Here is a 19,969-nt window from a genome sequence, read left to right as displayed (position 1 = left end):
ACGAAATCCAGCCTCATCGGAATTCACGGCTAAAGGTTGTTGACAAAGCGCCGTTATTCATTTGGCAACAGCGAAGCACACAGCCACACAAAAAAACAGGCGGCGCTTCGTTTCATTCACCAACGGGTTCCATATAAGAGGAGACGACCCCATGGCACAGGTAATCAACACCAATACGATGTCGCTCAACGCTCAGCGCAACCTGAGCACCAGCGGCAGCTCGCTCGCTACCAGCATCCAGCGCCTCTCGTCCGGCCTGCGCATCAACAGCGCGAAGGACGACGCGGCCGGCCTGGCCATCAGCGAGCGCTTCACCACCCAGATCCGTGGTCTGGACGTGGCCATCCGTAACGCCAACGACGGCATCTCGCTCGCCCAGGTCGCCGAAGGCTCGCTGAACGAAGTCGGCAACAACCTGCAGCGCATCCGCGAACTGGGCGTGCAGGCCTCCAATGCCACCAACTCGGCCAGTGACCGCAAGGCCCTGCAGGCCGAAGTGACCCAGCTGGTCGGCGAGATCGACCGCGTCGCCAAGCAGGCCGACTTCAACGGCACCAAGCTGCTGGACGGCAGCTTCACCAGCCAGCTGTTCCAGGTGGGCGCCAATGCCGGCCAGGCCATCGCCATCAACAGCGTGGTCAACGCCAAGGCCGATTCGCTGGGCGCAGCCACCTTCGCCAACGGCTACGCCGGCACCAGCCTGGCAGCCGCCGACAAGGCCACCGCCGACACCACCTACTCGGGTCTGCAGATCTCGGTGATCCCGCCGGGTGGCACCGCCACCACGATCACCGTCAGCGACTTCACTGTGAAGGCGGGGGAATCGATCACCTCGGCCACCTCCGCTGCGATCAACAACAAGCTGGGCGAGACCGGCGTCATGGCTTCGGTCAATGCCGGTGTGATCAGCCTGGCTTCGGTCAAGGAAGGCCAGACCTTCAGCCTGGGTGTCAGCGCCGCAACCCCGCCGGCCGGCGCCACTGCGGCGACCATCGCCGGCCTGGGCCTGACCGAGACCAGCACCAATGGTGGCGCCCTGACCGGTGCGTCGGCCAGCTTCGTCAAGGACCTGAACGTCACCACGGCTGAGGGCGCGCAGAAGGCGCTGTCGATCGTCGACAAGGCCCTGGAATCAGTCAACAGCGTCCGCGCCGACCTCGGTGCGATCCAGAACCGCTTCACCTCGGTGGTGGCCAACCTGCAGACCTCCTCGGAGAATCTGTCGGCCTCGCGCAGCCGCATCCGCGATACCGACTTCGCCAAGGAAACCGCCGAACTGACCCGCACCCAGATCCTGCAGCAGGCCGGTACGGCCATGCTGGCCCAGGCAAACCAGGTACCGCAGAACGTGCTCAGCCTGTTGCAGCGCTGACATGAGTCGTCCCCGAAGCACGTCGGGGGCGTCTAACCCAACTCACGTGCAACCGCTCAAGGACCTCTCCTCATGGCACAAGTCATCAACACCAACACGATGTCGTTGAATGCTCAGCGTAACCTGAGCACCAGCGGCAGCTCGCTGGCCACCACCATCCAGCGCCTGTCCTCCGGTTCGCGCATCAACAGCGCCAAGGACGACGCCGCCGGCCTGGCGATCTCCGAGCGCTTCGGCACGCAGATCCGCGGCACCGACGTCGCCATCCGCAATGCCAACGACGGCATCTCGCTGGCCCAGGTCGCCGAAGGTTCGCTGACCGAAATCGGCAACAACCTGCAGCGTATCCGTGAACTGGCGGTGCAGTCGTCCAACGCCACCAACTCTGCCAGCGACCGCAAGGCGCTGCAGGCCGAAGTAACCCAGCTGGTGGGCGAAATCGACCGCGTTGCCAAGCAGTCGGACTTCAACGGCACCAAGCTGCTGGACGGCTCGTTCACCAGCCAGCTGTTCCAGGTCGGCGCAAACGCCGGTCAGGCGATTGCCATCGACAAGGTCATCGACGCCAAGTCCGGTTCGCTGGGCAACGTCAAGTTCACTGCCGATGTGGCTGCAACCGCCAGCGCCGCCGCCGCGACCAGCGATGGCAAGGTTTCGGGCATGAAGCTCAATGGCGTGACCATTGACGACATCAGCTGGAAGGCCGGCGCGACCGCTTCGGACGTCGCCACCGCCGTCGCCAATGGCATCAACAAGCAGATCGGTGAAACCGGCCTGAGCGCCAGCGTCGATGCCACCGGCAAGATCACCTTGGCATCGCTGAAGGCCGACAAGGACTTCACCCTGGATGCGGCAGGCACCATCACCGGCGGCGGCGGCACCCCGGGCACCCCGGCCAACGCCACCGAAATCGGCATGACCGGCATCGCCAGCACCACCGCTGCGGCAACTGCCAACGCCAGCTTCGCCAAGAACCTGGACGTCAGCAGCTTCAAGGGCGCCCAGCAGGCACTGGAAATCGTCGACAAGGCACTGGGCTCGATCAACAGCACCCGCGCCGACCTCGGTGCGATCCAGAACCGCTTCACCTCGGTCGTGGCCAACCTGCAGTCGTCCTCGGAGAACATGTCCGCGTCGCGTAGCCGCATCAAGGACACCGACTTCGCCAAGGAAACCGCCGAACTGACCCGCACCCAGATCCTGCAGCAGGCCGGTACGGCCATGCTGGCCCAGGCAAACCAGGTGCCGCAGGGCGTGCTCAGCCTGCTGCGCTGATCCGCCACCTGATCGACCACCGGGCGGCGGCTGAGCCGCCGCCCGGCTCCTGAAATACGTTCCACCTTCGCCAAAGGAAAGCATCATGGCACAAGTCATCAACACCAATACCATGTCCCTGAATGCTCAGCGCAACCTGAGCACCAGTGGCAACTCGCTGGCCACCACCATCCAGCGCCTGTCTTCCGGTTCGCGCATCAACAGCGCCAAGGACGACGCCGCCGGCCTGGCGATCTCCGAGCGCTTCGGCACCCAGATCCGCGGTACCGACGTCGCCATCCGCAATGCCAACGACGGCATCTCGCTGGCCCAGGTCGCCGAAGGTTCTCTGACCGAAATCGGCAACAACCTGCAGCGCATCCGTGAGCTGTCGGTGCAGTCGTCCAACGCCACCAACTCCTCCAGCGACCGCAAGGCGCTGCAGGCCGAAGTGACCCAGCTGGTCGGCGAAATCGACCGCGTTGCCAAGCAGTCGGACTTCAACGGCACCAAGCTGCTGGACGGCTCGTTCACCAGCCAGCTGTTCCAGGTCGGCGCCAATGCCGGTCAGGCGATTGCCATCGACAAGGTCATCGACGCCAAGTCCGGTTCGCTGGGCAACGTGAAGTTCGCTGCCGACGTTACCGGTGGTGCCATCGCAGATGCTACTGCTGCCGGTGCCATCGACGGCCTGACCATCAACGGCATCGCCATCGACAAGGTTTCCTACGAGGCTACCGCCAAGGGCAGTGACATCGCCCAGTCGCTGGTCACCGCGATCAACGCCAAGCTGGGCGAATCCGGGGTGACCGCCTCGGTCGACGCGACCGACAAGAGCAAGGTCGTGCTCAGCTCGGTCAAGGCCGAGAAGGACCTGGTCGTCGGTGGCACCGTGGCCGGCAGCGGCCTCACTGCTGCCACCACCAACGCGGCCGATGGTGCCACCAGCGTCGTCAAGGGCCTGGATGTCACCTCGTTCAAGGGTGCCCAGCAGGCACTGGAAATCGTCGACAAGGCACTGGGCTCGATCAACAGCACCCGCGCCGACCTCGGTGCGATCCAGAACCGCTTCACCTCGGTCGTGGCCAACCTGCAGTCGTCCTCGGAGAACATGTCCGCGTCGCGTAGCCGCATCAAGGACACCGACTTCGCCAAGGAAACCGCCGAACTGACCCGCACCCAGATCCTGCAGCAGGCCGGTACGGCCATGCTGGCCCAGGCAAACCAGGTGCCGCAGGGCGTGCTCAGCCTGCTGCGCTGATCCACGCCAAGAAGGCGCCGCTACCGTCGGGTCGAACCGACGGTAGCGGCAACCCGGAAGCCACGATGCACGAAGGCGCGGGCCATGCCCGGCCCGGGAACACTCCCGAACCGGCTTGGCATCGCCCGCTCCTGCGGACCTCTCTTTCAGCGCTGTACCCTTGACTGTACGTACCGGGCGGCTTCGTCTCCCCCCGATTGTCAGTAGCCTGACCCCTCCCCTGCATTGGGGGAGGGCTTTTTGCAGACTCCCGGCAGCCCGCGGTGAACTTCCCCGCACCCTGCCCCAACCCTCCTGCAACCGGCGTGCCAAAACCGCACCCTGCGCTCTGGCACAGCGCATGCATCAACGAAGTCCTCAAGACCCAGCGGCGCAGGCCGCTATTTTCGTTGACGACGGGCCACCGCAAAACGGGCAGGCCCGAATACCAGGAGAAACGACGTGGCAGACTTTGGATACGGTGGCATTGGCTCGGGACTGAACATCTCGGACATCGTCAACAAGCTGGTCGCGGCCGACCGCAAGCCCTCCGACAATGCGCTGAACCTGCAGCAGTCCAAGACCAAGATGCAGTTGTCGTCTATCGGCACCGTCACCTCGGCCTTCGACAAGCTGAAGACTGCCCTGACTGCACTGAAAGCCACCACGGCCTTCGACACCCGTACTGTGACCGCCACCGGCAAGGCACAGCCAGGCAACATCGACGATGTGTTGACGGCATCAGTGGCGCTGTACGACCTGGGCACGACCAAGGCAGCAGCTTCCAACGGCACACACCAGGTGGAGGTCAAATCCCTCGCCACGGCCCACAAGCTGATTGCCGACACCTCGGTACCCAAGACCGATACCTTTGGTGCCGGAACCTTGACGCTGACCGTTGGCGTCGGCGAGAAGGCCAAGACCATGAAGGTCGAAGTGGAGGCCGGTGACACCCTGACCACTGTCCGCAACAAGATCGACGCTGCCGGCCGCAAGGAAGGCGTGCAGGCCACGCTGATCAGCTCCGGCGACAACCAGTACCTGTCGATCGCACAGGAAAAGACCGGTGCGGCCAGCGCAATCAAACTGGAGTACGGCGGCAGCGACCCGAAACTGGGCGCGCTGGTCGGCAGCCTGAAGCAGAACACCGCAGCCGCCGACGCCGAACTCACCATCGATGGCGTGACGGTCGTCAGCGCCAGCAATACGGTGGCCGATGCGGTACCGGGCCTGACCCTGAACCTGAAGGTGACCGGAAAGAGTACTGTCGTGATCAGTACCGACACTACCGCCGCGACCAAGGTGATGCAGGAGTTCGTGACCGCCTACAACGCGGCGATCGCGGCGATCAACACGGAAACCAAGTACGACGCCAAGACCAAGGAAGCCGCCACGCTGACCGGCGACGCGCAGATGCGTGGTGCCACCAGCCAGCTGCGCTCCATGATGTCGGGTGTGCTGAAGGAGCTTTCCGCCGATGGATTGGACCCGAAAACGCTGGGCCTGCAGACCCGTGGTTATCCCAACGCCGACGGCAGCCTGGTGCTGGATGCAACGAAGTTCGCCGCGGCGCTTGCCAGCCAACCGGAGAAGATCCGCTCGGCGATCACTGGGGATACAGGCGGCGCCGGCAAGCTCTACACCATGGTTGACGGCTACGTCAGCACGACCACTGGCAAGGAAGGCGCTTTCGTTGCCCGCACCAAGGGCCTGAACAATACGCTGGACAACATCGACAAGCGCCGCAAGGACCTGGACACGCGGATGAAGAACGTCGAGGAACGTTACAAGAAGCAGTTCCTGGCACTCGATAGCCTTATGGGCAAATTGCAGCAGAGCAGCAGCGCCCTGTCGCAGCAGTTGTCACAGCTCAATCGCTGAGGCACTGCGCGCAACGCTCAAGTTTGGCGCGCAACGCACCGATAACGGACGCAACAGTCATCATCGCCGCACCGCCGGTACCGATCCCCACGATCACCCGGCGGCATCCCGCGCAAGGAGAATCACGAATGTACGGTTCCAGCCGTCAATATGCCGAACAGTACCGCCAGGTGGGAGTGACCAGTGCGGTTGCCGACGCCGATCCGCACAAACTCGTGGCGATGCTGCTGGCAGGTGCACTGGAGCGCGTGCGACGTGCCATCGCCAGTCTCGAGCGTGGCGACCAGGCCGGCAAGGGCAAGGCGATCGGCGAGGTCTGCGCGATCGTCGGCCACCTCAACGGCTCGCTGGACCATGAGGCCGGCGGCGAGATCGCCGGAAATCTGTCGGCGCTGTATGACTATGTGCTGCAGCGCCTGACCGAGGCCAATCTGCACAATGACCGTGCCGCACTGGACGAATCCCTGCAGCTGCTGGGCGAGATCGACAGCGCCTGGAATGCGATCCCGCAGGAACAGCGCCGCTCCGCGGCGGTGGCACCATGAGCCTGCACGAACTGCACGCCCAGCTGGACGCCTTCGAGAAGGCCCTGGGCGAAGAGTCTCTCGACCAGGCCGACAGCCTGCTCGACGGTCACGACAGCACGTTGCATGCGCTGCTCAGCCAGCCGCTGACCGCCGCCGACCACGCACCGCTGACCGCATTGTTCGAACGCCAGCAGAACCTGCTCGGCCTGCTGCGCCAACGCCGCGACGCAGTAGCCGCACTGATGAACGACGGCCAGCGCTCCCTTCGCGCCGCGCATGCCTACCTGCAGGCAGAATCGCTGGCATGACCCAATTGCCGACCACGTCGCTGCACCACCCGGCCGAGAGCGAGCTGTTCGACGAAACGCTCAGCTGCGAACTGGCACTGCCGGCCGAATTTCAAGCGGGCAGCGCCGCTGGCCGTACCAGCAGCGCCGAAGGACTGCTGCGCAGCCTGGCGCTGGTTGAGGACAGCCGGGTCGACGAACACGAAGAACGCAGTGAAGCCAGCCTGCAGCTGCAGCGGCTGGAGGCCAAGCTGGACCTGGCGATGGTGCTGCTTGGCCGCCTGGTACGCCAGCAGGGGCAGGAATTGACCCTGCGTCCGGTGCGCTGGTCACGCCGCGGCATCCGACTGCAACTGGGTCCGCGCAGCGGCGCCAGTCCCGGCCAGGCCGGGGTGGTACGCCTGCAGCCCAGCGACTGGCTGCCCGACCACATCGATCTGCCGGTGGAAGTGATTGCCGAAGCCGCCGATGGTGGCGGTGGTCACTACCTCTGGCTGCGCTTCCAGCGCCTCGGTGACGGCCTGGAAATGGCGATGGAACGGCATCTGTTCCGCCTGCATCGTCGCCAGGTGGCCGAAGCGCGTCGCGCACGCTGAAAGCTGTCACCATGAAGCAGTACGGGCGGCCCTTGGCGTGCCCGTTCAGCTAAGTTAAGGTGGACTCCCCTCACGGACCTCCAACGTGCCTGTGCGAGTTCTCATCGTCGACGATCACACCCTTGTCCGCGCCGGCCTGGCGCGGCTGTTGCAGGGGTTTGCCGACGTGCAGCTGGTTGCTGAGGCCAGCAATGCCGAGCAGGCGTTGCAGCTGGCCCTGCAGCACTCCCCTGACGTGGTCCTGATGGACCTTTCGCTACCCGGCCGCACCGGCTTGGAAGCCCTCAGTGACATCCGCCTGCGCGCCCCCGGCACCCGGGTGGTGATGATGACCATGCACGACGATGCGGCGCACGTACGCGATGCGCTCGATCGCGGCGCGGTCGGTTTCGTGGTCAAGGATGCGGCGCCACAGGAGCTCGAGTTGGCGCTGCGTGCCGCGCACGCCGGCCAGGTATTCCTGAGCCCGCAGATCTCGGCCAAGATGCTGGCGCCGATGCTCGGCCGCGAGAAGCCCACCGGCATTGCCGCATTGTCACCGCGCCAACGCGAGATCCTGCGCCGCATCGGCAAGGGCGAGAGCAACAAGGAAATCGCCGCTGACCTCGGCATCAGCGTCAAAACGGTGGAAACCCACCGCGCACGCATGATGGAGTCGCTGGGTTGCCGCCGCGCCAACGACCTGCTGCTGCTCGCCGCGCGCCATCAGCACGAGCTGGAATGATCGCCCGCGAATGGGGTCAGATTCCTTTCCGCGGGAAAGGGATTTGACTCCCGCCGGACCCCGCAGCAACGACGAATTCCCGTCACCCCGACACGCCCTGACAGGATTTCGTACACGCAGGTCAGCTGCCACTCTTCGTCACCCACGACGAATCAACAACTTGGCGGCATTCATCGTCAACATTCCGCGCCAATGTAGGAAATACCCCTACATCCTGTCAGGACATTCACGAAGGCCCTCAGGAACCCCCTGATTCCGCCCCCGCCGGATCAAAAGCAAGATGCGTTCCACAAGGCGCCGGGGAGCGGTGCCGGGGAACCACGATGAAGGCTGCACTCTCGACCCAGCTGGGCCAACAACTTCACCTCACCCCGCAGTTGCTGCAGTCGATCCGGCTGCTGCAGCTCGACGGCCTGCACCTGGAGCAGGAAATCCAGCGGCTTCTGGATTCCAACCCGCTGCTGGAAATCGAAGAAGCTGAAGCCCCCACTGCCGAATCCACCGATGCCGGCGCCACCACCCTGGAAACGGCTGCCTTCGACGAGCTGCCCGAATCCTCGATGTGGGATGTGGCCGGCAGCAGCTGGCAGGATGGCGACGATGACCGCATGGCACGCATCGCTGCAGGCGAATCCAGCGACCCGCAGCTGCGGGTGCTGCAGAGGCTGTCGCTGGACATGGACGACCGTGAGCTCGCGGTAGCTGCGTTCTGGTTGGACCATTGCGACGAGGCCGGCTACCTGCAGGCGCCGCTGGCCCAGCTGCAGCTGCTGGCCAGCGCCCAGTTCGACATCGCCGCCAACGGCGTGGAAACCATTCGCCAGCAGCTGCTGCACGGCGAGCCCGCCGGCATGGCCGCACAGGACCTGCGCGAAGGCCTGCAGGCACAGCTGCGCAGCCTGCACGGCGTGGTACCTGCACGCCACCTGGCAGCACGCATTCTCGAGGGCGCGCTTGATGCACTGGCTGCGCACGACTACCCCGCCCTCGCCCGCCAGCACGACGCAGAGATCGAAGACGTGCGCGAAGCGGTGCGCCTGATCCTGTCGCTGCAGCCGCGCCCAGGCGACAGCCTGCTGCCGGAGCGCAACGCCGTGGTGGTGCCGGACGTCGTCGCCTGGCACGCCGATGGCCAGTGGAAAGTCGCGCTGAACCCGGCCACCAGCCGCCGCGTCTCGATCAACAGCCAGTACGAGCAGGCCCTGGCCGAGACCAGCGATGCCGCCCCGGCGCTGCGCGAAATGCTGCAGGAGGCGCGCTGGTTCAGCCGCGGCCTGTCGATGCGCTATGACACCCTGCTGCGCACCGCACGGGTGATCGTCGAACGCCAGGCCGCATTCCTGGTGCGTGGCGAGGAAGCCATGGCACCGCTGACCCTGAAGGAAGTGGCCGAAGAGATCGGCATGCACGAGTCCACGGTCTCGCGCATCACCACCGGCAAGTTCCTGCAGACCCCGCGCGGTACCTTCGAACTGAAGCACTTCTTCGCCGTGCGCCTTGAGGGCGCCAGCGTCTCCGGCCAGGCCGTGAAGGCCATGGTCCGCCGTCTGATCGACGCCGAACCGGCCGGCCGGCCGCTGGCCGACGAGGCCATCGCCGGCCTGCTGTCACGCCAGGGGGTCAACATTGCCCGCCGAACCGTCGCAAAATACCGAGAACAACTGGATATCGCCCCGGCCCGTGAACGGCGCCGGCTCAGCGCCAGGCAACCGCAGCTGGCCCGGGTGGGCTGAAAAGGATGTTGGACATGAACAAGCTCACGGTCCTGCTGGTCGATGACCACGAGGGCTTCATCAACGCGGCGATGCGCCATTTCCGCAAGATCGACTGGCTGCAGATCGTCGGCAGTGCCGGCAACGGCCTGGAAGCGATCGAGCGTTCGGAAACACTGCGCCCGCAGGTGGTGTTGATGGATCTGGCAATGCCGGAGATGGGCGGCCTGCAGGCCACCCGCCTGATCAAGTCGCAGGACGATGCCCCGTACATCGTGATCGCCAGCCACTTCGACGACGTCGAGCACCGCGAACACGCGCTGCGCGCCGGCGCCGACAACTTCGTCAGCAAGCTGTCCTACATCCAGGAAGTCATGCCGATCCTGGAAGGCCTCAGGGAGGATCAGTCGTGAGCGAATCGCGCATCCTGGTGCTGGACAACGACGCCGTGCGCGCAGAGCGCCCCTTCCCCCCCCCAATTCATTGACTTCCCCCCCCCCCGGGTCTCCCCCCCGGCCCCCCCCGCCCCGGGCCGCCAGCGCCAGAACGACTGGATGGCAGTGATCGTCGGCAGCCTGGACGACAGCGCCGCCAGCACCGCGCTGTACAACTGGCTCGGCGGCAGCAGCCTGCCACCGCCGGTGCTGCTGGCCGATGGCGAAGCCACCGCGTTCGCGCAGCGGCACGGCTTGCATGAAGCCAACATCTGGCCGCTGGAAACCCCGCTGCGGCATACGCAGATGGAAGCCCTGCTGCGTCGCGCCAGCCTCAAGCGCCTGGATGCCGAGCACCAGGCCGGTGCCGTGCAGGAACAGGGCCCGACCGGCCATGGCCCGGCGGTTACCGAACTGCGCACCATGATCGAACAGGTAGCCGCCTTCGACACCACCGTGCTGGTGCTGGGCGAGTCGGGTACCGGCAAGGAAGTTGTATCGCGCTCGATCCACCAGCGCTCGCCGCGCCGCGATGGCCCGTTCGTGGCGATCAACTGCGGTGCCATTCCACCGGACCTGCTGGAAAGCGAGCTGTTCGGTCACGAAAAGGGCGCCTTCACCGGTGCACTGACCGCACGCAAGGGCCGTTTTGAAATGGCCGAGGGCGGCACCCTGCTGCTCGACGAAATCGGCGACATGAGCCTGCCGATGCAGGTCAAGCTGCTGCGCGTGCTGCAGGAGCGCAGCTTCGAGCGCGTGGGTGGCAACCAGACCATCCGCTGCAATGTGCGGGTGATCGCTGCGACCCACCGCGACCTGGAAACCCGTATCGCCGAAGGCAAGTTCCGCGAGGATCTGTTCTACCGCCTCAACGTGTTCCCGATCGATGTGCCAGCCCTGCGCGAACGCCGCGAAGACCTGCCGGCGCTGGTGGAGACCATCGCCACGCAGCTGGCCCGCACCGGTCGCGGCGAAGTGCGCTTTACCGCCGAAGCGCTGCAGGCACTGGCAGGCTACGAGTGGCCGGGCAACGTGCGTGAGCTGACCAATCTGGTCGAGCGCCTCGCCGTGCTGCATCCGGGTGGCTCGGTACGCGTGCAGGATCTGCCGGCGCGCTACCGTGGCGATGCCGTCCTGGCAGCAGCGGCCGCACCGACACCGGCGCAGCCCATCGCCAGCGAAGAACGCCTGGACCTGCGCAGCTTCTCGTTCCACACCCCGGGCAGTGGCAACCAACCGGCGCTGGAGCACGGCATCGCCGTCAATCGCCCGGCTGCACCGGTCGCACTGCCCGACGAGGGCATGGACCTGCGCAACCACATGGCCAACATCGAACTGGGCCTGATCAACGAAGCACTGGAACGCACCCAGGGCGTGGTCGCCCACGCCGCCCAGCTGCTCGGCCTGCGCCGCACCACCCTGGTGGAAAAGCTGCGCAAGTACGGCATCGAGCGCGAACAGGCCGAACTGGCCAGCTGAAGCGCGTCACCAGCATGAAGGGGCACGAACGCCTGGGCTTGCCCGGGCGTTCGTGTTTCCAGTACTCGGGGTCGGATCCCTTTCCACAGGAAAGGGATCCGACCCCACTGCATTTGCACGTTTTCCTAAAGACAGCAGGGCCGCAGTGCGGTGCATTGCAAGGACATCCCAAGGAGGTCCTGCCATGCATCGCCTCACCCTGCTCGCCGCCCTGCTCTGCCCGGCCTTGGCCACCGCCGCCAACTGCAGCCTGCCCACCACGCTGGACCAGCGCCAGTTCACCAACCTCAGCGACCCGCTTTACGCACCGGACAACCCCAATGCCGGACGCATGGTGCAGGTCAGCTTTGCCGGCAGCCAGTACGTGCTGGACATCCTCGGCACCGACCTCCGCATCGGCGGCAGCTACCACTACCAGCGCCTGACCCTGCACACCGCGGAAATACAGATGACCGAAGCCCACCCGGCCGGCCCCACCCACTACACCCTGCTGCTGACCTGCCTGAGCGACCACCAGGGCCGTTTCATCTACACCCAGCACGACGGCCCTATCGCACCGCGCCAGCGTCAGAATTCCGGCCGTTGGACCCTGCAGCCCTAGGCCAGAAAACCGACGCCGGTTAAATGGCGCCGCCATTGGGGTCAGAGCCCGTTGCGTCGCAACGGGATCCGACTCCGTGCCGAACGTGTCGACCAAGGTCGACACCCACCAAGGGCATCCATGCCCGTCTGACAGATCGCGGGAAACTGTCGAAGGCGGGGTGGGTCCGGTTGCGGGGGTGTCCGCGGCATGGATGCCGCGGCCAAGCCCCCAGGGACGGGTTTACGGCGTCCCCCGCAACCGGACCCACCCCGCCACCCCACGGATAGCCCGCCGTTGACGTTGCCGTTCACGTTGACGTTGACGTTGATTCGGCGGGTGCAGGGCGCAGCCCTGCCAGAACACCCACACCCTCACTTCACTGAATCGAAAACCGGTTTCGGCACGGCACTTGCACCTGCTCCAGCAGACAACCCCATCCCCTGTTTCTGGAACCGTTGCAGATGTCCCACTCCGTCACGTCGATCCTTTCGCAGATCCGCTCCTATCAGACCCAGATGGGACAGCCGGCGCTCAACCCGCTGGGCGAAACGCCGCGCAGCAACGCCCTGCCGGGCACGGTGCTGGATGCACCGCAGGCCCAGCCGGCCAGCTTCACCGAAACCCTGCGTGGTGCGATTGCCGGCGTCAACGACGCGCAACAGAAATCCGGCGCCCTGGCCAAAGCCTTCGAAATGGGCGACCCCAGCGCCGACCTCGCCAAGGTCATGGTCGCCTCGCAGCAGTCCCAGATCGCCTTCCGCGCCACCGTGGAAGTCCGCAACCGTCTCGTCCAGGCCTACCAGGACGTGATGAACATGCCGCTGTAAGGATAGAACCGCATGGCCCTGTCGCTCTCCAAGGAATCCCTGAACGCCGAAAAGGCGGGCCAGTGGTTCGATCGGCTGCAAAGCCTGCAGATCACCCGTCGGCTCGGACTGATGGCGATGATCGCCGTGGCCGTAGCCGCCGGGCTGTTCGTGTTCTTCTGGTCGCAGAAGCCCGGCATGGTCCCGCTGTATACCGGCCTGGACCAGAAGGCCACCGCTGAAGCGACCGACCTGCTGCGTGCCGCCCAGATTCCGTTCCAGCTGGACCCGGCCACCGGTGGCATCACCGTGCCGGAAAAGAACCTGCACGACGCCCGCCTGAAGCTGGCCGGGTCCGGCCTGACCGACAGCGGCAAACTCGGTTTCGAGCTGATGGAACGCGACCCGGGCTTCGGCGTCAGCCAGTTCGTGGAAAGCGCGCGCTACCAGCATGCGCTGGAGACCGAACTGTCGCGCACCATCAACACGCTGCGCCCAGTGCGCGATTCGCGCGTGCACCTGGCCATTCCCAAGCCCAGCGCCTTCACCCGCCAGCGCGACGTCGCCAGCGCCTCGGTGACGCTGGAACTGCGTGGCGGCCAGCAGCTGGAGCGCAGCCAGGTCGACGCCATCGTGCACATGGTCGCAGCCAGCATCCCGGACCTGGCACCGGAACGCGTGACCGTGGTCGACCAGAGCGGCCGCATGCTCAGCGTCAGCGACCCGAACAGCGAGGCCGCAGTCAACGCCGCCCAGTTCGAGCAGGTGCGCCGCCAGGAAACCTCGTTCAACCAGCGCATCCGCGAACTGCTGGAGCCGATGACCGGCCCTGGCCGGGTCAACCCGGAAGTCAGCGTGGACATGGACTTCTCGGTGACCGAGGAAGCGCGCGAACTGTACAACGGCGAGCCGCAGAAGCTGCGCAGCGAGCAGATGAGCGAGAACAGCACCACCACGCCGGGTCCGCAGGGCGTGCCGGGCGCCACCAGCAACAGCCCCCCGGGCCAGGCCGCTGCGCCGGCAACCGCACAGACCCCGACCGAAAGCAGCAAGAACGCGACCCGCAACTATGAGCTGGACCGCACCCTGCAGCACACCCGCCAGCCGGCCGGCCGCATCAAGCGCGTGTCGGTGGCGGTGCTGGTGGACAACGTGCCGCGCGCCGGTGCCAACGGCAAGGTCGCACCGCAGCCGCTGTCGGCGGCCGAGCTGACCCGCGTCGAAGCCCTGGTCAAGCAGGCGGTCGGCTTCAATGCCGAGCGCGGCGACACCGTGTCGGTGATGAACGCCCCGTTCGTGCGGGATACCACGCCGGTGGAAGGTCCCGCCTGGTGGGAGCTGCCGTGGGTGCACGATGCCGGCCGCATGCTGCTGGGTGCCGTCGTGGTGCTGGCGCTGCTGTTCGGCGTGCTGCGCCCGGCGCTGCGCGCGATCACCGGCCAAAAGAAGAACGACGAGCAGGCACTGGAGCCGCATACCGCGGACGTGCAGCTGGTGGATGACGATGGCATGCCGCTGCCGGCGCTGGGCGCCGACCGCGCGAGCCTGGGCGGGCCGGATGCGCTGGCCCTGCCGGTGGATTCATATGAGGAACGACTGCGGATGGCGCGTGAAGCCGTGAAGACCGACTCCAAGCGCGTGGCCCAGGTGGTCAAGGGCTGGGTGGCCAATGACTGAGGCACAATTGACCGGCGTACAGCGCGCGGCCGTGCTGCTTCTGTCCCTGGGTGAGCTGGATGCAGCCGAAGTGCTGCGCCACATGGAACCCAAGGAAGTGCAGAAGATCGGCATCGCCATGGCCACCATGACCGACATCACCCGCGAGCAGGTGGAACGGGTGATGGACCAGTTCGGCCAGGAGCTGGGCTCGAAGACCTCGCTGGGCGTGGGCTCGGACGACTACATCCGCAACATGCTGGTGCAGGCGCTGGGCAGCGAAAAGGCCGGCAACCTGATCGATCGCATCCTGCTCGGCCGCAACACCACCGGCCTGGACGCGCTGAAGTGGATGGACCCGCGCGCGGTGGCCGATCTGGTGCGCAACGAGCACCCGCAGATCATCGCCATCGTCATGGCCCATCTGGAAACCGACCAGGCTGCTGACGCGCTGAAGCTGCTGCCCGACCGCACCCGCGTGGACGTGCTGCTGCGCATCGCCACCCTCGACGGCATCCCGCCGAACGCACTCAATGAGCTCAACGAGATCATGGAGCGCCAGTTCGCCGGCAACCAGAACCTGAAGTCGTCCAACATCGGCGGCGTGCAGTGCGCGGCCAACATCCTCAACTTCATGGACAGCGGCCAGGACCAGGCCATCCTGGGCGAGATCGCCCGCATCGACGCGCCGCTGAGCAACCGCATCCAGGACCTGATGTTCGTGTTCGACGACCTGGTCGACCTGGACGACCGCGAAATGCAGCTGGTGCTGCGCGAAGTGAGCGGCGAGCGCCTGGGCCTGGCCCTGCGTGGCGCCGATATCAAGGTGCGCGACAAGATCACCCGCAACATGTCGCAGCGTGCGGCCGAGATCCTGCTGGAAGACATGGAAGCACGCGGTCCGGTGCGCCTGTCCGACGTGGAAGGCGCGCAGCGCGAGATCCTGGCCATCGTCAAGCGCATGGCCGATGAAGGCACGGTCACCATCGGCGGCAGTGCGGAGGCCATGCTGTGAGCAACGTCGTGCGCTGGCTTGCCCCGGACCTGCTGGCCCCGCCCGAACCGGCGCTGGACCAGGAGGACGCGTTCGAACTCACCGAGCCGGATCCGGAGCACGAGCCGGAACCGCCGCTGCACCTGCCCACCCTGGAAGAAATCCAGGCGATCCAGGACAGTGCCGAGAAGGAAGGCTTCCAGCACGGCCATGCCGATGGCTACGGCCAGGGCCAGGCCGAGGTGCGTCGCCTCGCAGCGCAGATCGAGGGCATCCTCGACAACTTCAGCCGCCCGTTGGTGCGACTGGAAAACGAAGTGGTCGGTGCGCTGGGCGAGCTGGCGGTACGCATCGCCGGCGCGCTGGTCGGCCGTGCCTACGAGACCGATCCGGCACTGTTGGCGCAACTGGTTGGTGAGGCCATCGACGCGGTCGGTGGCAGCACCCGCGAAGTGGAAGTGCGCCTGCACCCGGACGACATCGCCGCGCTCGCTCCCCTCCTGAACCTGTCGTCGCAGCAGCGCCTGGTACCCGATACCAGCCTCAGCCGTGGCGACCTGCGCGTGCATGCCGAAGCGGTGCGCATCGACGGCACCCTCGAAGCCCGCCTGCGCGGTGCGCTGGACGCTGTGATCCGCCAGACTGGAGCAGGTGCATGACGCCCGAAGCGCAACCGAACCCGCCGCCGGCCGATTGGGCCGTGGCCCGCAACCTGCGCCTGGCCCGTCGCCTGGACGGCCTGCGCGTGGACACCGGGCACGGGCGCGGCCTGATCCGCGAGGGCGTGCTGCGCCGCGCAGTCGGCCTGACCCTGGAAGCGGTCGGCTGCGAGGCCCCGCTCGGCGCCAGCTGCAAGGTGGAAGTGGTCGACGGTGGCTGGGTCGATGCCGAAGTGGTCGGCTTCGCCGGCGAGCGCACCTACCTGATGCCCAGCGCCGAACTGCATGGCCTGCTGCCCAACGCACGGGTGGTGCCGTCGGCTCGGCGTGGCGGCGTGGAAGTGGGCGAAGGCCTGCTCGGCCGCGTCATCGACAGCGATGGCGTGCCGCTGGACGGCAAGGGCCCGATCCGCGCCGAAGGCCATGTCGGCATGGCCGGCGTGTCGATCAATCCGCTGGCGCGCGAACCGATCACCCAACCGCTGGACGTGGGCGTGCGCGCGATCAACGCGCTGTTGCCAATCGGCCGAGGCCAGCGTGTCGGCCTGTTCGCCGGCTCCGGCGTCGGCAAGTCGACCCTGCTGGGCATGATGACCCGATACACCGCCGCCGACGTGATCGTGGTCGGCCTGATCGGTGAACGTGGCCGCGAAGTACGCGATTTCGTCGAAACCACCCTGGGCGAAGAAGGCCTGCGCCGCGCCGTGGTGGTCGCCAGCCCGGCTGACCGGCCGCCGTTGGCGCGCCTGCATGGTGCCTACCGCGCCACCGCCATCGCCGAGTGGTTCCGCGACCAGGGCCTGAATGTACTGCTGCTGATGGATTCGCTGACCCGCTTCGCGCAGGCGCAGCGCGAGATCGGCCTGTCGGTCGGTGAACCGCCGACCACCCGCGGCTATCCGCCGTCGGTGTTCGCCAAGCTGCCGGCGCTGGTCGAGCGCGCCGGCAACGGTGCCAAGGGCCGTGGCTCGATCACCGCGTTCTACACCGTGCTGACCGAAGGCGATGATCCGCAGGATCCAATCGCCGATGCGGCGCGCGCCATTCTTGACGGCCACATCCTGCTGTCCCGTCGCGTGGCAGACAGTGGCCTGTACCCGGCCATTGACGTCGAATCGTCGGTCAGCCGCGTGGTCACGGAAATCGCCGACGAGCCGTGGCGCCTGCGCATCCGGAAGTTGAAGCGACTGGTCTCGGCCTATTCGGCCAATCGTGACCTGATCGCCATCGGTGCCTACCAGCGCGGCAACGACGCGGCCACCGACGAAGCCCTGGAACGCTGGCCGGAAATCATGGAATTCCTCGGCCAGGACGTTGCCAAGGCCGCAGATCTCCCGCACAGCCAGGCGGCGCTGCAGCGCCTGGTGGAACAAGAGAGTTAAGCCATGAACCAGTCCAAGCGCATCGACCCCCTGCTCAAGCGGGCCCAGGAACACGAGGATGCCGTTGCTCGCGATCTGGCCGAACGCCAGACCGTGCTCGACACGCATCTGTCGCGACTGGATGAACTGCGCCGCTATGCCGAAGAGTATGCGAACGCGCAGATGGCGGCGACCAGCCCGGCACAGCTGCTGAATCGTCGCGCCTTCCTCGATCGCCTGGACAGCGCGGTCGAACAGCAGCAGGCAACGGTCAATGGCAACCGCGAGAAGGTGGAAGCCGAGCGCGCCCGGTTGATCCTGGCCAGCCGGGACAAGGCCGTGCTGGAACAGCTGGCGGCCAGCTACCGCGCGCAGGAGAAGGTGGTGACCGACCGCCGCGACCAGCGCGAGATGGACGACATCGGCGCACGCCGTGCACGCCTGGTGCAGGCCGAGGACCAGGAAGACGGTGAGCAGGGAGGTCGCACGTGATGCCCGCACCGCTCGCCAGCAGCGCCAACGCGCAGGCACAGAACACCGGCAATGGCAGCACGCGCGCGCCGCGCAATGACAGCGGCAAGGGCTTCGGCCAGCTGTTGCAGGATGGGACGTCGGGCCCGGACACGTCCACGGCCGCCCGTACCTCATCGCCATCGTCGACCACGCCCATGCCGTCTGCGACCTCTGATGGCAACGGGCGGACACCCGCTGAACACAAGCCGGGCAGCGACGCTGCAACCGAAGACGCCACGGCATCGGCACCCGCAGGGACAACCACTGCAGGCGCCGAAAAGGGCAAAGCAGCCGCGACCGAGGATGCGCCGTGGCCACCCCTTGGCCTGGCCGGGCTGGTGCTGGCGGTGCCGACGCTGGCCGATCCGGCTGCAGTGCCGGCAACAACGGCCACGCCTGTGCTCGCCGACGATGCTGTTGCCCTGCCCGCCGCTGCCGGCGCAGCGTTGCCGGCGGCTGCGGCGACGGCACCCACGGCCATCGCCACTGGATCGCCAGACGGCAAGCCTCTGGCGGCCAGCGCCGACGACGCCACCACTCTGCCGTTGCCGGAGATGATCCTGCCGGCGGGCAAGCGCGGCGACCGAGGCGAAGGCAGCGACGTGGCCGCCATCGGTGACCGTACCCCTGCCCCCCTGTTGCATGCACCGGCAACTGCAGCCGTGCAGGATCTGAAGGCCGCGCTGGCCACCGGCAACGCCATCTTCAACGGCGAACCGACGCCGAAGCCGGTGCTCGGTGACGATGGCTTCGACCAGGCCATCGGCGCCCGCCTGGGCTGGTTGGCCGACCAGAAGATCGGCCACGCCCACATCCGCCTGAGCCCGGATGACATGGGCCCGGTCGACGTGCGTCTGCAGTTGAACGGCGACAAGGTGCACGCCAGCTTCAGCAGCCCGCACGTGGATGTGCGCCAGGCGCTGGAAAGCAGCCTGCCGCGCCTGCGTGAACTGCTGGGTGAGCAGGGTTTCCAGCTGGCCCACGCCGATGTTGGTCATCAGGCCCCCGGCGGTGACGGCAATGCGTCGGGCCAGGCCGGAAGCGGTGGCATGGCGGGTGACGGAGAACCGTCGCCGGGCGACGCCAGCATGTCGTCCGCGCAGTTGATCCGCCAGCGCGGGTTGCTGGACGCGTACGCCTGAGAATGCGTGCCGACCAAGGTTGGCGCCCACCAGAGCGGGGCGGTCGGCACCCACCAGAACACCGAGGCAATAGAGCCGCACCTGCCAGTATCGCGTTGGTGGGTGCGGAGCTTGCTCCGCACGGCCCCACCGGCACCCCGACGGAATTCCGTCGCCCCCCTCTGCCCCAGCTACGGCACGCCCCTTGCATATCCCGGTGAAGCAACCCTCAGGAGCTTCACCCCGTGGCCGCAGCCGCTGACAAAACCAAGAAGACCGCCGAGAAGGACAAGGCCGCCAAGCCGCGTAGTCCGATCCTGATCACCGCACTGGTGGCCGTACTGGCCGCCGCTGCCGCCGGTGGCGGCGTGTGGTTCTTCACCCAGTCCAAGCACGAAGACAAGGCCGCACCGGCGCCGAAGAAGGCCGCTGCTCCGGCACCGGCGCAGTACTTCGCATTGGATCCGGCCTTCGTGGTCAATCTCAACGGCCCGGTCGACGGCCCGCGCTACCTGCAGCTGGAAGTGCAGCTGATGACCCGCGACCCGGCCGCGCTGGAAGCGATCAAGACCCACGCCCCCGCCATCCGCGCGCGCCTGCTGATGCTGTTCTCGCAGGTCAGCCCGGACCAGATCGCCGATATCGCCGGCAAGCAGAAGCTGCAGGCCGCCTCGCTGGCCGAAGTGCAGAAAGTGCTCAAGGCCGAGACCGGCAGCAACGGTGCCGACGATCTGCTGTTCACCAGCTTCGTGACCCAGTAAGGGCCCCCC

Annotated in this window: 19 protein-coding genes and 1 pseudogene; all 20 read left to right on the top strand. The window is 66.6% G+C overall.

Annotated features, from left to right (window positions below):
* Positions 1 to 151 precede the first annotated feature (151 nt).
* Entirely contained in the window at positions 152 to 1,372 is a 1,221-nt protein-coding gene (locus tag ACZK2G_RS10275) for a flagellin (protein WP_478475449.1), read from the top strand.
* Positions 1,373 to 1,444: 72 nt separating this feature from the next.
* Complete coding sequence (locus ACZK2G_RS10270; protein WP_107379561.1) at positions 1,445 to 2,647, top strand: flagellin; 1,203 nt, start codon at positions 1,445 to 1,447, stop codon at positions 2,645 to 2,647.
* A gap of 85 nt (positions 2,648 to 2,732) precedes the next feature.
* Positions 2,733 to 3,887 (top strand): flagellin, encoded by a 1,155-nt coding sequence (locus tag ACZK2G_RS10265; protein ID WP_478475447.1) that lies wholly within the window; start codon positions 2,733 to 2,735, stop codon positions 3,885 to 3,887.
* Between the two features lie 441 nt (positions 3,888 to 4,328).
* Positions 4,329 to 5,747, top strand: a complete 1,419-nt coding sequence (fliD, locus tag ACZK2G_RS10260; protein ID WP_478475446.1) for a flagellar filament capping protein FliD — start codon at positions 4,329 to 4,331, stop codon at positions 5,745 to 5,747.
* A gap of 128 nt (positions 5,748 to 5,875) precedes the next feature.
* Complete coding sequence (fliS, locus tag ACZK2G_RS10255) at positions 5,876 to 6,292, top strand: flagellar export chaperone FliS (protein WP_107379558.1); 417 nt, start codon at positions 5,876 to 5,878, stop codon at positions 6,290 to 6,292.
* Complete coding sequence (locus ACZK2G_RS10250) at positions 6,289 to 6,582, top strand: hypothetical protein (RefSeq protein WP_010485909.1); 294 nt, start codon at positions 6,289 to 6,291, stop codon at positions 6,580 to 6,582. Before fliS ends, ACZK2G_RS10250 begins: the two co-directional genes overlap by 4 nt.
* Positions 6,579 to 7,157, top strand: a complete 579-nt coding sequence (locus ACZK2G_RS10245) for a PilZ domain-containing protein (RefSeq protein ID WP_006365893.1) — start codon at positions 6,579 to 6,581, stop codon at positions 7,155 to 7,157. Before ACZK2G_RS10250 ends, ACZK2G_RS10245 begins: the two co-directional genes overlap by 4 nt.
* Positions 7,158 to 7,248: 91 nt before the next feature.
* Positions 7,249 to 7,881, top strand: coding sequence for a response regulator (locus ACZK2G_RS10240; protein WP_107379556.1), 633 nt, complete (start codon positions 7,249 to 7,251; stop codon positions 7,879 to 7,881).
* 323 nt (positions 7,882 to 8,204) lie between these two features.
* Positions 8,205 to 9,614 carry an RNA polymerase factor sigma-54 gene (rpoN, locus tag ACZK2G_RS10235; RefSeq protein WP_337302494.1) on the top strand — a complete coding sequence of 470 codons (1,410 nt, stop codon included), beginning with the start codon at positions 8,205 to 8,207 and terminating at the stop codon, positions 9,612 to 9,614.
* 14 nt (positions 9,615 to 9,628) lie between these two features.
* Positions 9,629 to 10,006, top strand: coding sequence for a response regulator (locus tag ACZK2G_RS10230; protein WP_012510975.1), 378 nt, complete (start codon positions 9,629 to 9,631; stop codon positions 10,004 to 10,006).
* Positions 10,003 to 11,506: pseudogene (locus ACZK2G_RS10225) on the top strand (sigma-54 dependent transcriptional regulator). The gene ACZK2G_RS10230 and the pseudogene ACZK2G_RS10225 overlap by 4 nt, the downstream one beginning before the upstream one ends.
* A 184-nt stretch (positions 11,507 to 11,690) precedes the next feature.
* Positions 11,691 to 12,107, top strand: coding sequence for a hypothetical protein (locus tag ACZK2G_RS10220; RefSeq protein ID WP_426353524.1), 417 nt, complete (start codon positions 11,691 to 11,693; stop codon positions 12,105 to 12,107).
* A 443-nt stretch (positions 12,108 to 12,550) separates the two neighbouring features.
* The gene (gene fliE, locus ACZK2G_RS10215; protein WP_005409552.1) at positions 12,551 to 12,916 is read left to right on the top strand and encodes a flagellar hook-basal body complex protein FliE; all 366 of its coding nucleotides are present in this window, start codon (positions 12,551 to 12,553) and stop codon (positions 12,914 to 12,916) included.
* A gap of 12 nt (positions 12,917 to 12,928) precedes the next feature.
* Complete coding sequence (gene fliF, locus ACZK2G_RS10210; RefSeq protein ID WP_046988606.1) at positions 12,929 to 14,572, top strand: flagellar basal-body MS-ring/collar protein FliF; 1,644 nt, start codon at positions 12,929 to 12,931, stop codon at positions 14,570 to 14,572.
* A 7-nt stretch (positions 14,573 to 14,579) separates the two neighbouring features.
* Positions 14,580 to 15,566, top strand: a complete 987-nt coding sequence (gene fliG, locus ACZK2G_RS10205) for a flagellar motor switch protein FliG (RefSeq protein ID WP_024958226.1) — start codon at positions 14,580 to 14,582, stop codon at positions 15,564 to 15,566.
* Positions 15,563 to 16,204 (top strand): FliH/SctL family protein, encoded by a 642-nt coding sequence (locus ACZK2G_RS10200; RefSeq protein WP_136639692.1) that lies wholly within the window; start codon positions 15,563 to 15,565, stop codon positions 16,202 to 16,204. Before fliG ends, ACZK2G_RS10200 begins: the two co-directional genes overlap by 4 nt.
* The gene (locus tag ACZK2G_RS10195; RefSeq protein ID WP_046988604.1) at positions 16,201 to 17,586 is read left to right on the top strand and encodes a FliI/YscN family ATPase; all 1,386 of its coding nucleotides are present in this window, start codon (positions 16,201 to 16,203) and stop codon (positions 17,584 to 17,586) included. The genes ACZK2G_RS10200 and ACZK2G_RS10195 overlap by 4 nt, the downstream gene beginning before the upstream one ends.
* Positions 17,587 to 17,589: 3 nt before the next feature.
* Positions 17,590 to 18,057, top strand: a complete 468-nt coding sequence (gene fliJ, locus ACZK2G_RS10190) for a flagellar export protein FliJ (protein ID WP_046988603.1) — start codon at positions 17,590 to 17,592, stop codon at positions 18,055 to 18,057.
* Positions 18,057 to 19,220, top strand: coding sequence for a flagellar hook-length control protein FliK (locus tag ACZK2G_RS10185; protein ID WP_478475441.1), 1,164 nt, complete (start codon positions 18,057 to 18,059; stop codon positions 19,218 to 19,220). The genes fliJ and ACZK2G_RS10185 overlap by 1 nt, the downstream gene beginning before the upstream one ends.
* 224 nt (positions 19,221 to 19,444) lie before the next feature.
* Positions 19,445 to 19,960 carry a flagellar basal body-associated FliL family protein gene (locus ACZK2G_RS10180; RefSeq protein ID WP_253079554.1) on the top strand — a complete coding sequence of 172 codons (516 nt, stop codon included), beginning with the start codon at positions 19,445 to 19,447 and terminating at the stop codon, positions 19,958 to 19,960.
* The last annotated feature ends 9 nt before the right edge of the window (positions 19,961 to 19,969 follow it).

This window comes from Stenotrophomonas sp. 107298_Sma, assembly GCF_056480345.1.
Note: the sequence above shows the minus strand (reverse complement) of the source record. Positions and strands in the feature narration are given on the sequence as shown.

What these genes read in the sequence shown, in the direction of transcription:
- ACZK2G_RS10275 (WP_478475449.1), top strand. Translation starts at nt 152, where the DNA reads ATGGCACAGGTAATCAACACCAATACGATGTCGCTCAACGCTCAGCGC.
- ACZK2G_RS10195 (WP_046988604.1), top strand. Translation starts at nt 16,201, where the DNA reads ATGACGCCCGAAGCGCAACCGAACCCGCCGCCGGCCGATTGGGCCGTG.
- ACZK2G_RS10230 (WP_012510975.1), top strand. Translation starts at nt 9,629, where the DNA reads ATGAACAAGCTCACGGTCCTGCTGGTCGATGACCACGAGGGCTTCATC.
- ACZK2G_RS10270 (WP_107379561.1), top strand. Translation starts at nt 1,445, where the DNA reads ATGGCACAAGTCATCAACACCAACACGATGTCGTTGAATGCTCAGCGT.
- ACZK2G_RS10250 (WP_010485909.1), top strand. Translation starts at nt 6,289, where the DNA reads ATGAGCCTGCACGAACTGCACGCCCAGCTGGACGCCTTCGAGAAGGCC.
- ACZK2G_RS10245 (WP_006365893.1), top strand. Translation starts at nt 6,579, where the DNA reads ATGACCCAATTGCCGACCACGTCGCTGCACCACCCGGCCGAGAGCGAG.
- rpoN (WP_337302494.1), top strand. Translation starts at nt 8,205, where the DNA reads ATGAAGGCTGCACTCTCGACCCAGCTGGGCCAACAACTTCACCTCACC.
- fliE (WP_005409552.1), top strand. Translation starts at nt 12,551, where the DNA reads ATGTCCCACTCCGTCACGTCGATCCTTTCGCAGATCCGCTCCTATCAG.
- fliJ (WP_046988603.1), top strand. Translation starts at nt 17,590, where the DNA reads ATGAACCAGTCCAAGCGCATCGACCCCCTGCTCAAGCGGGCCCAGGAA.
- ACZK2G_RS10220 (WP_426353524.1), top strand. Translation starts at nt 11,691, where the DNA reads ATGCATCGCCTCACCCTGCTCGCCGCCCTGCTCTGCCCGGCCTTGGCC.
- fliF (WP_046988606.1), top strand. Translation starts at nt 12,929, where the DNA reads ATGGCCCTGTCGCTCTCCAAGGAATCCCTGAACGCCGAAAAGGCGGGC.
- fliS (WP_107379558.1), top strand. Translation starts at nt 5,876, where the DNA reads ATGTACGGTTCCAGCCGTCAATATGCCGAACAGTACCGCCAGGTGGGA.
- ACZK2G_RS10185 (WP_478475441.1), top strand. Translation starts at nt 18,057, where the DNA reads ATGCCCGCACCGCTCGCCAGCAGCGCCAACGCGCAGGCACAGAACACC.
- ACZK2G_RS10265 (WP_478475447.1), top strand. Translation starts at nt 2,733, where the DNA reads ATGGCACAAGTCATCAACACCAATACCATGTCCCTGAATGCTCAGCGC.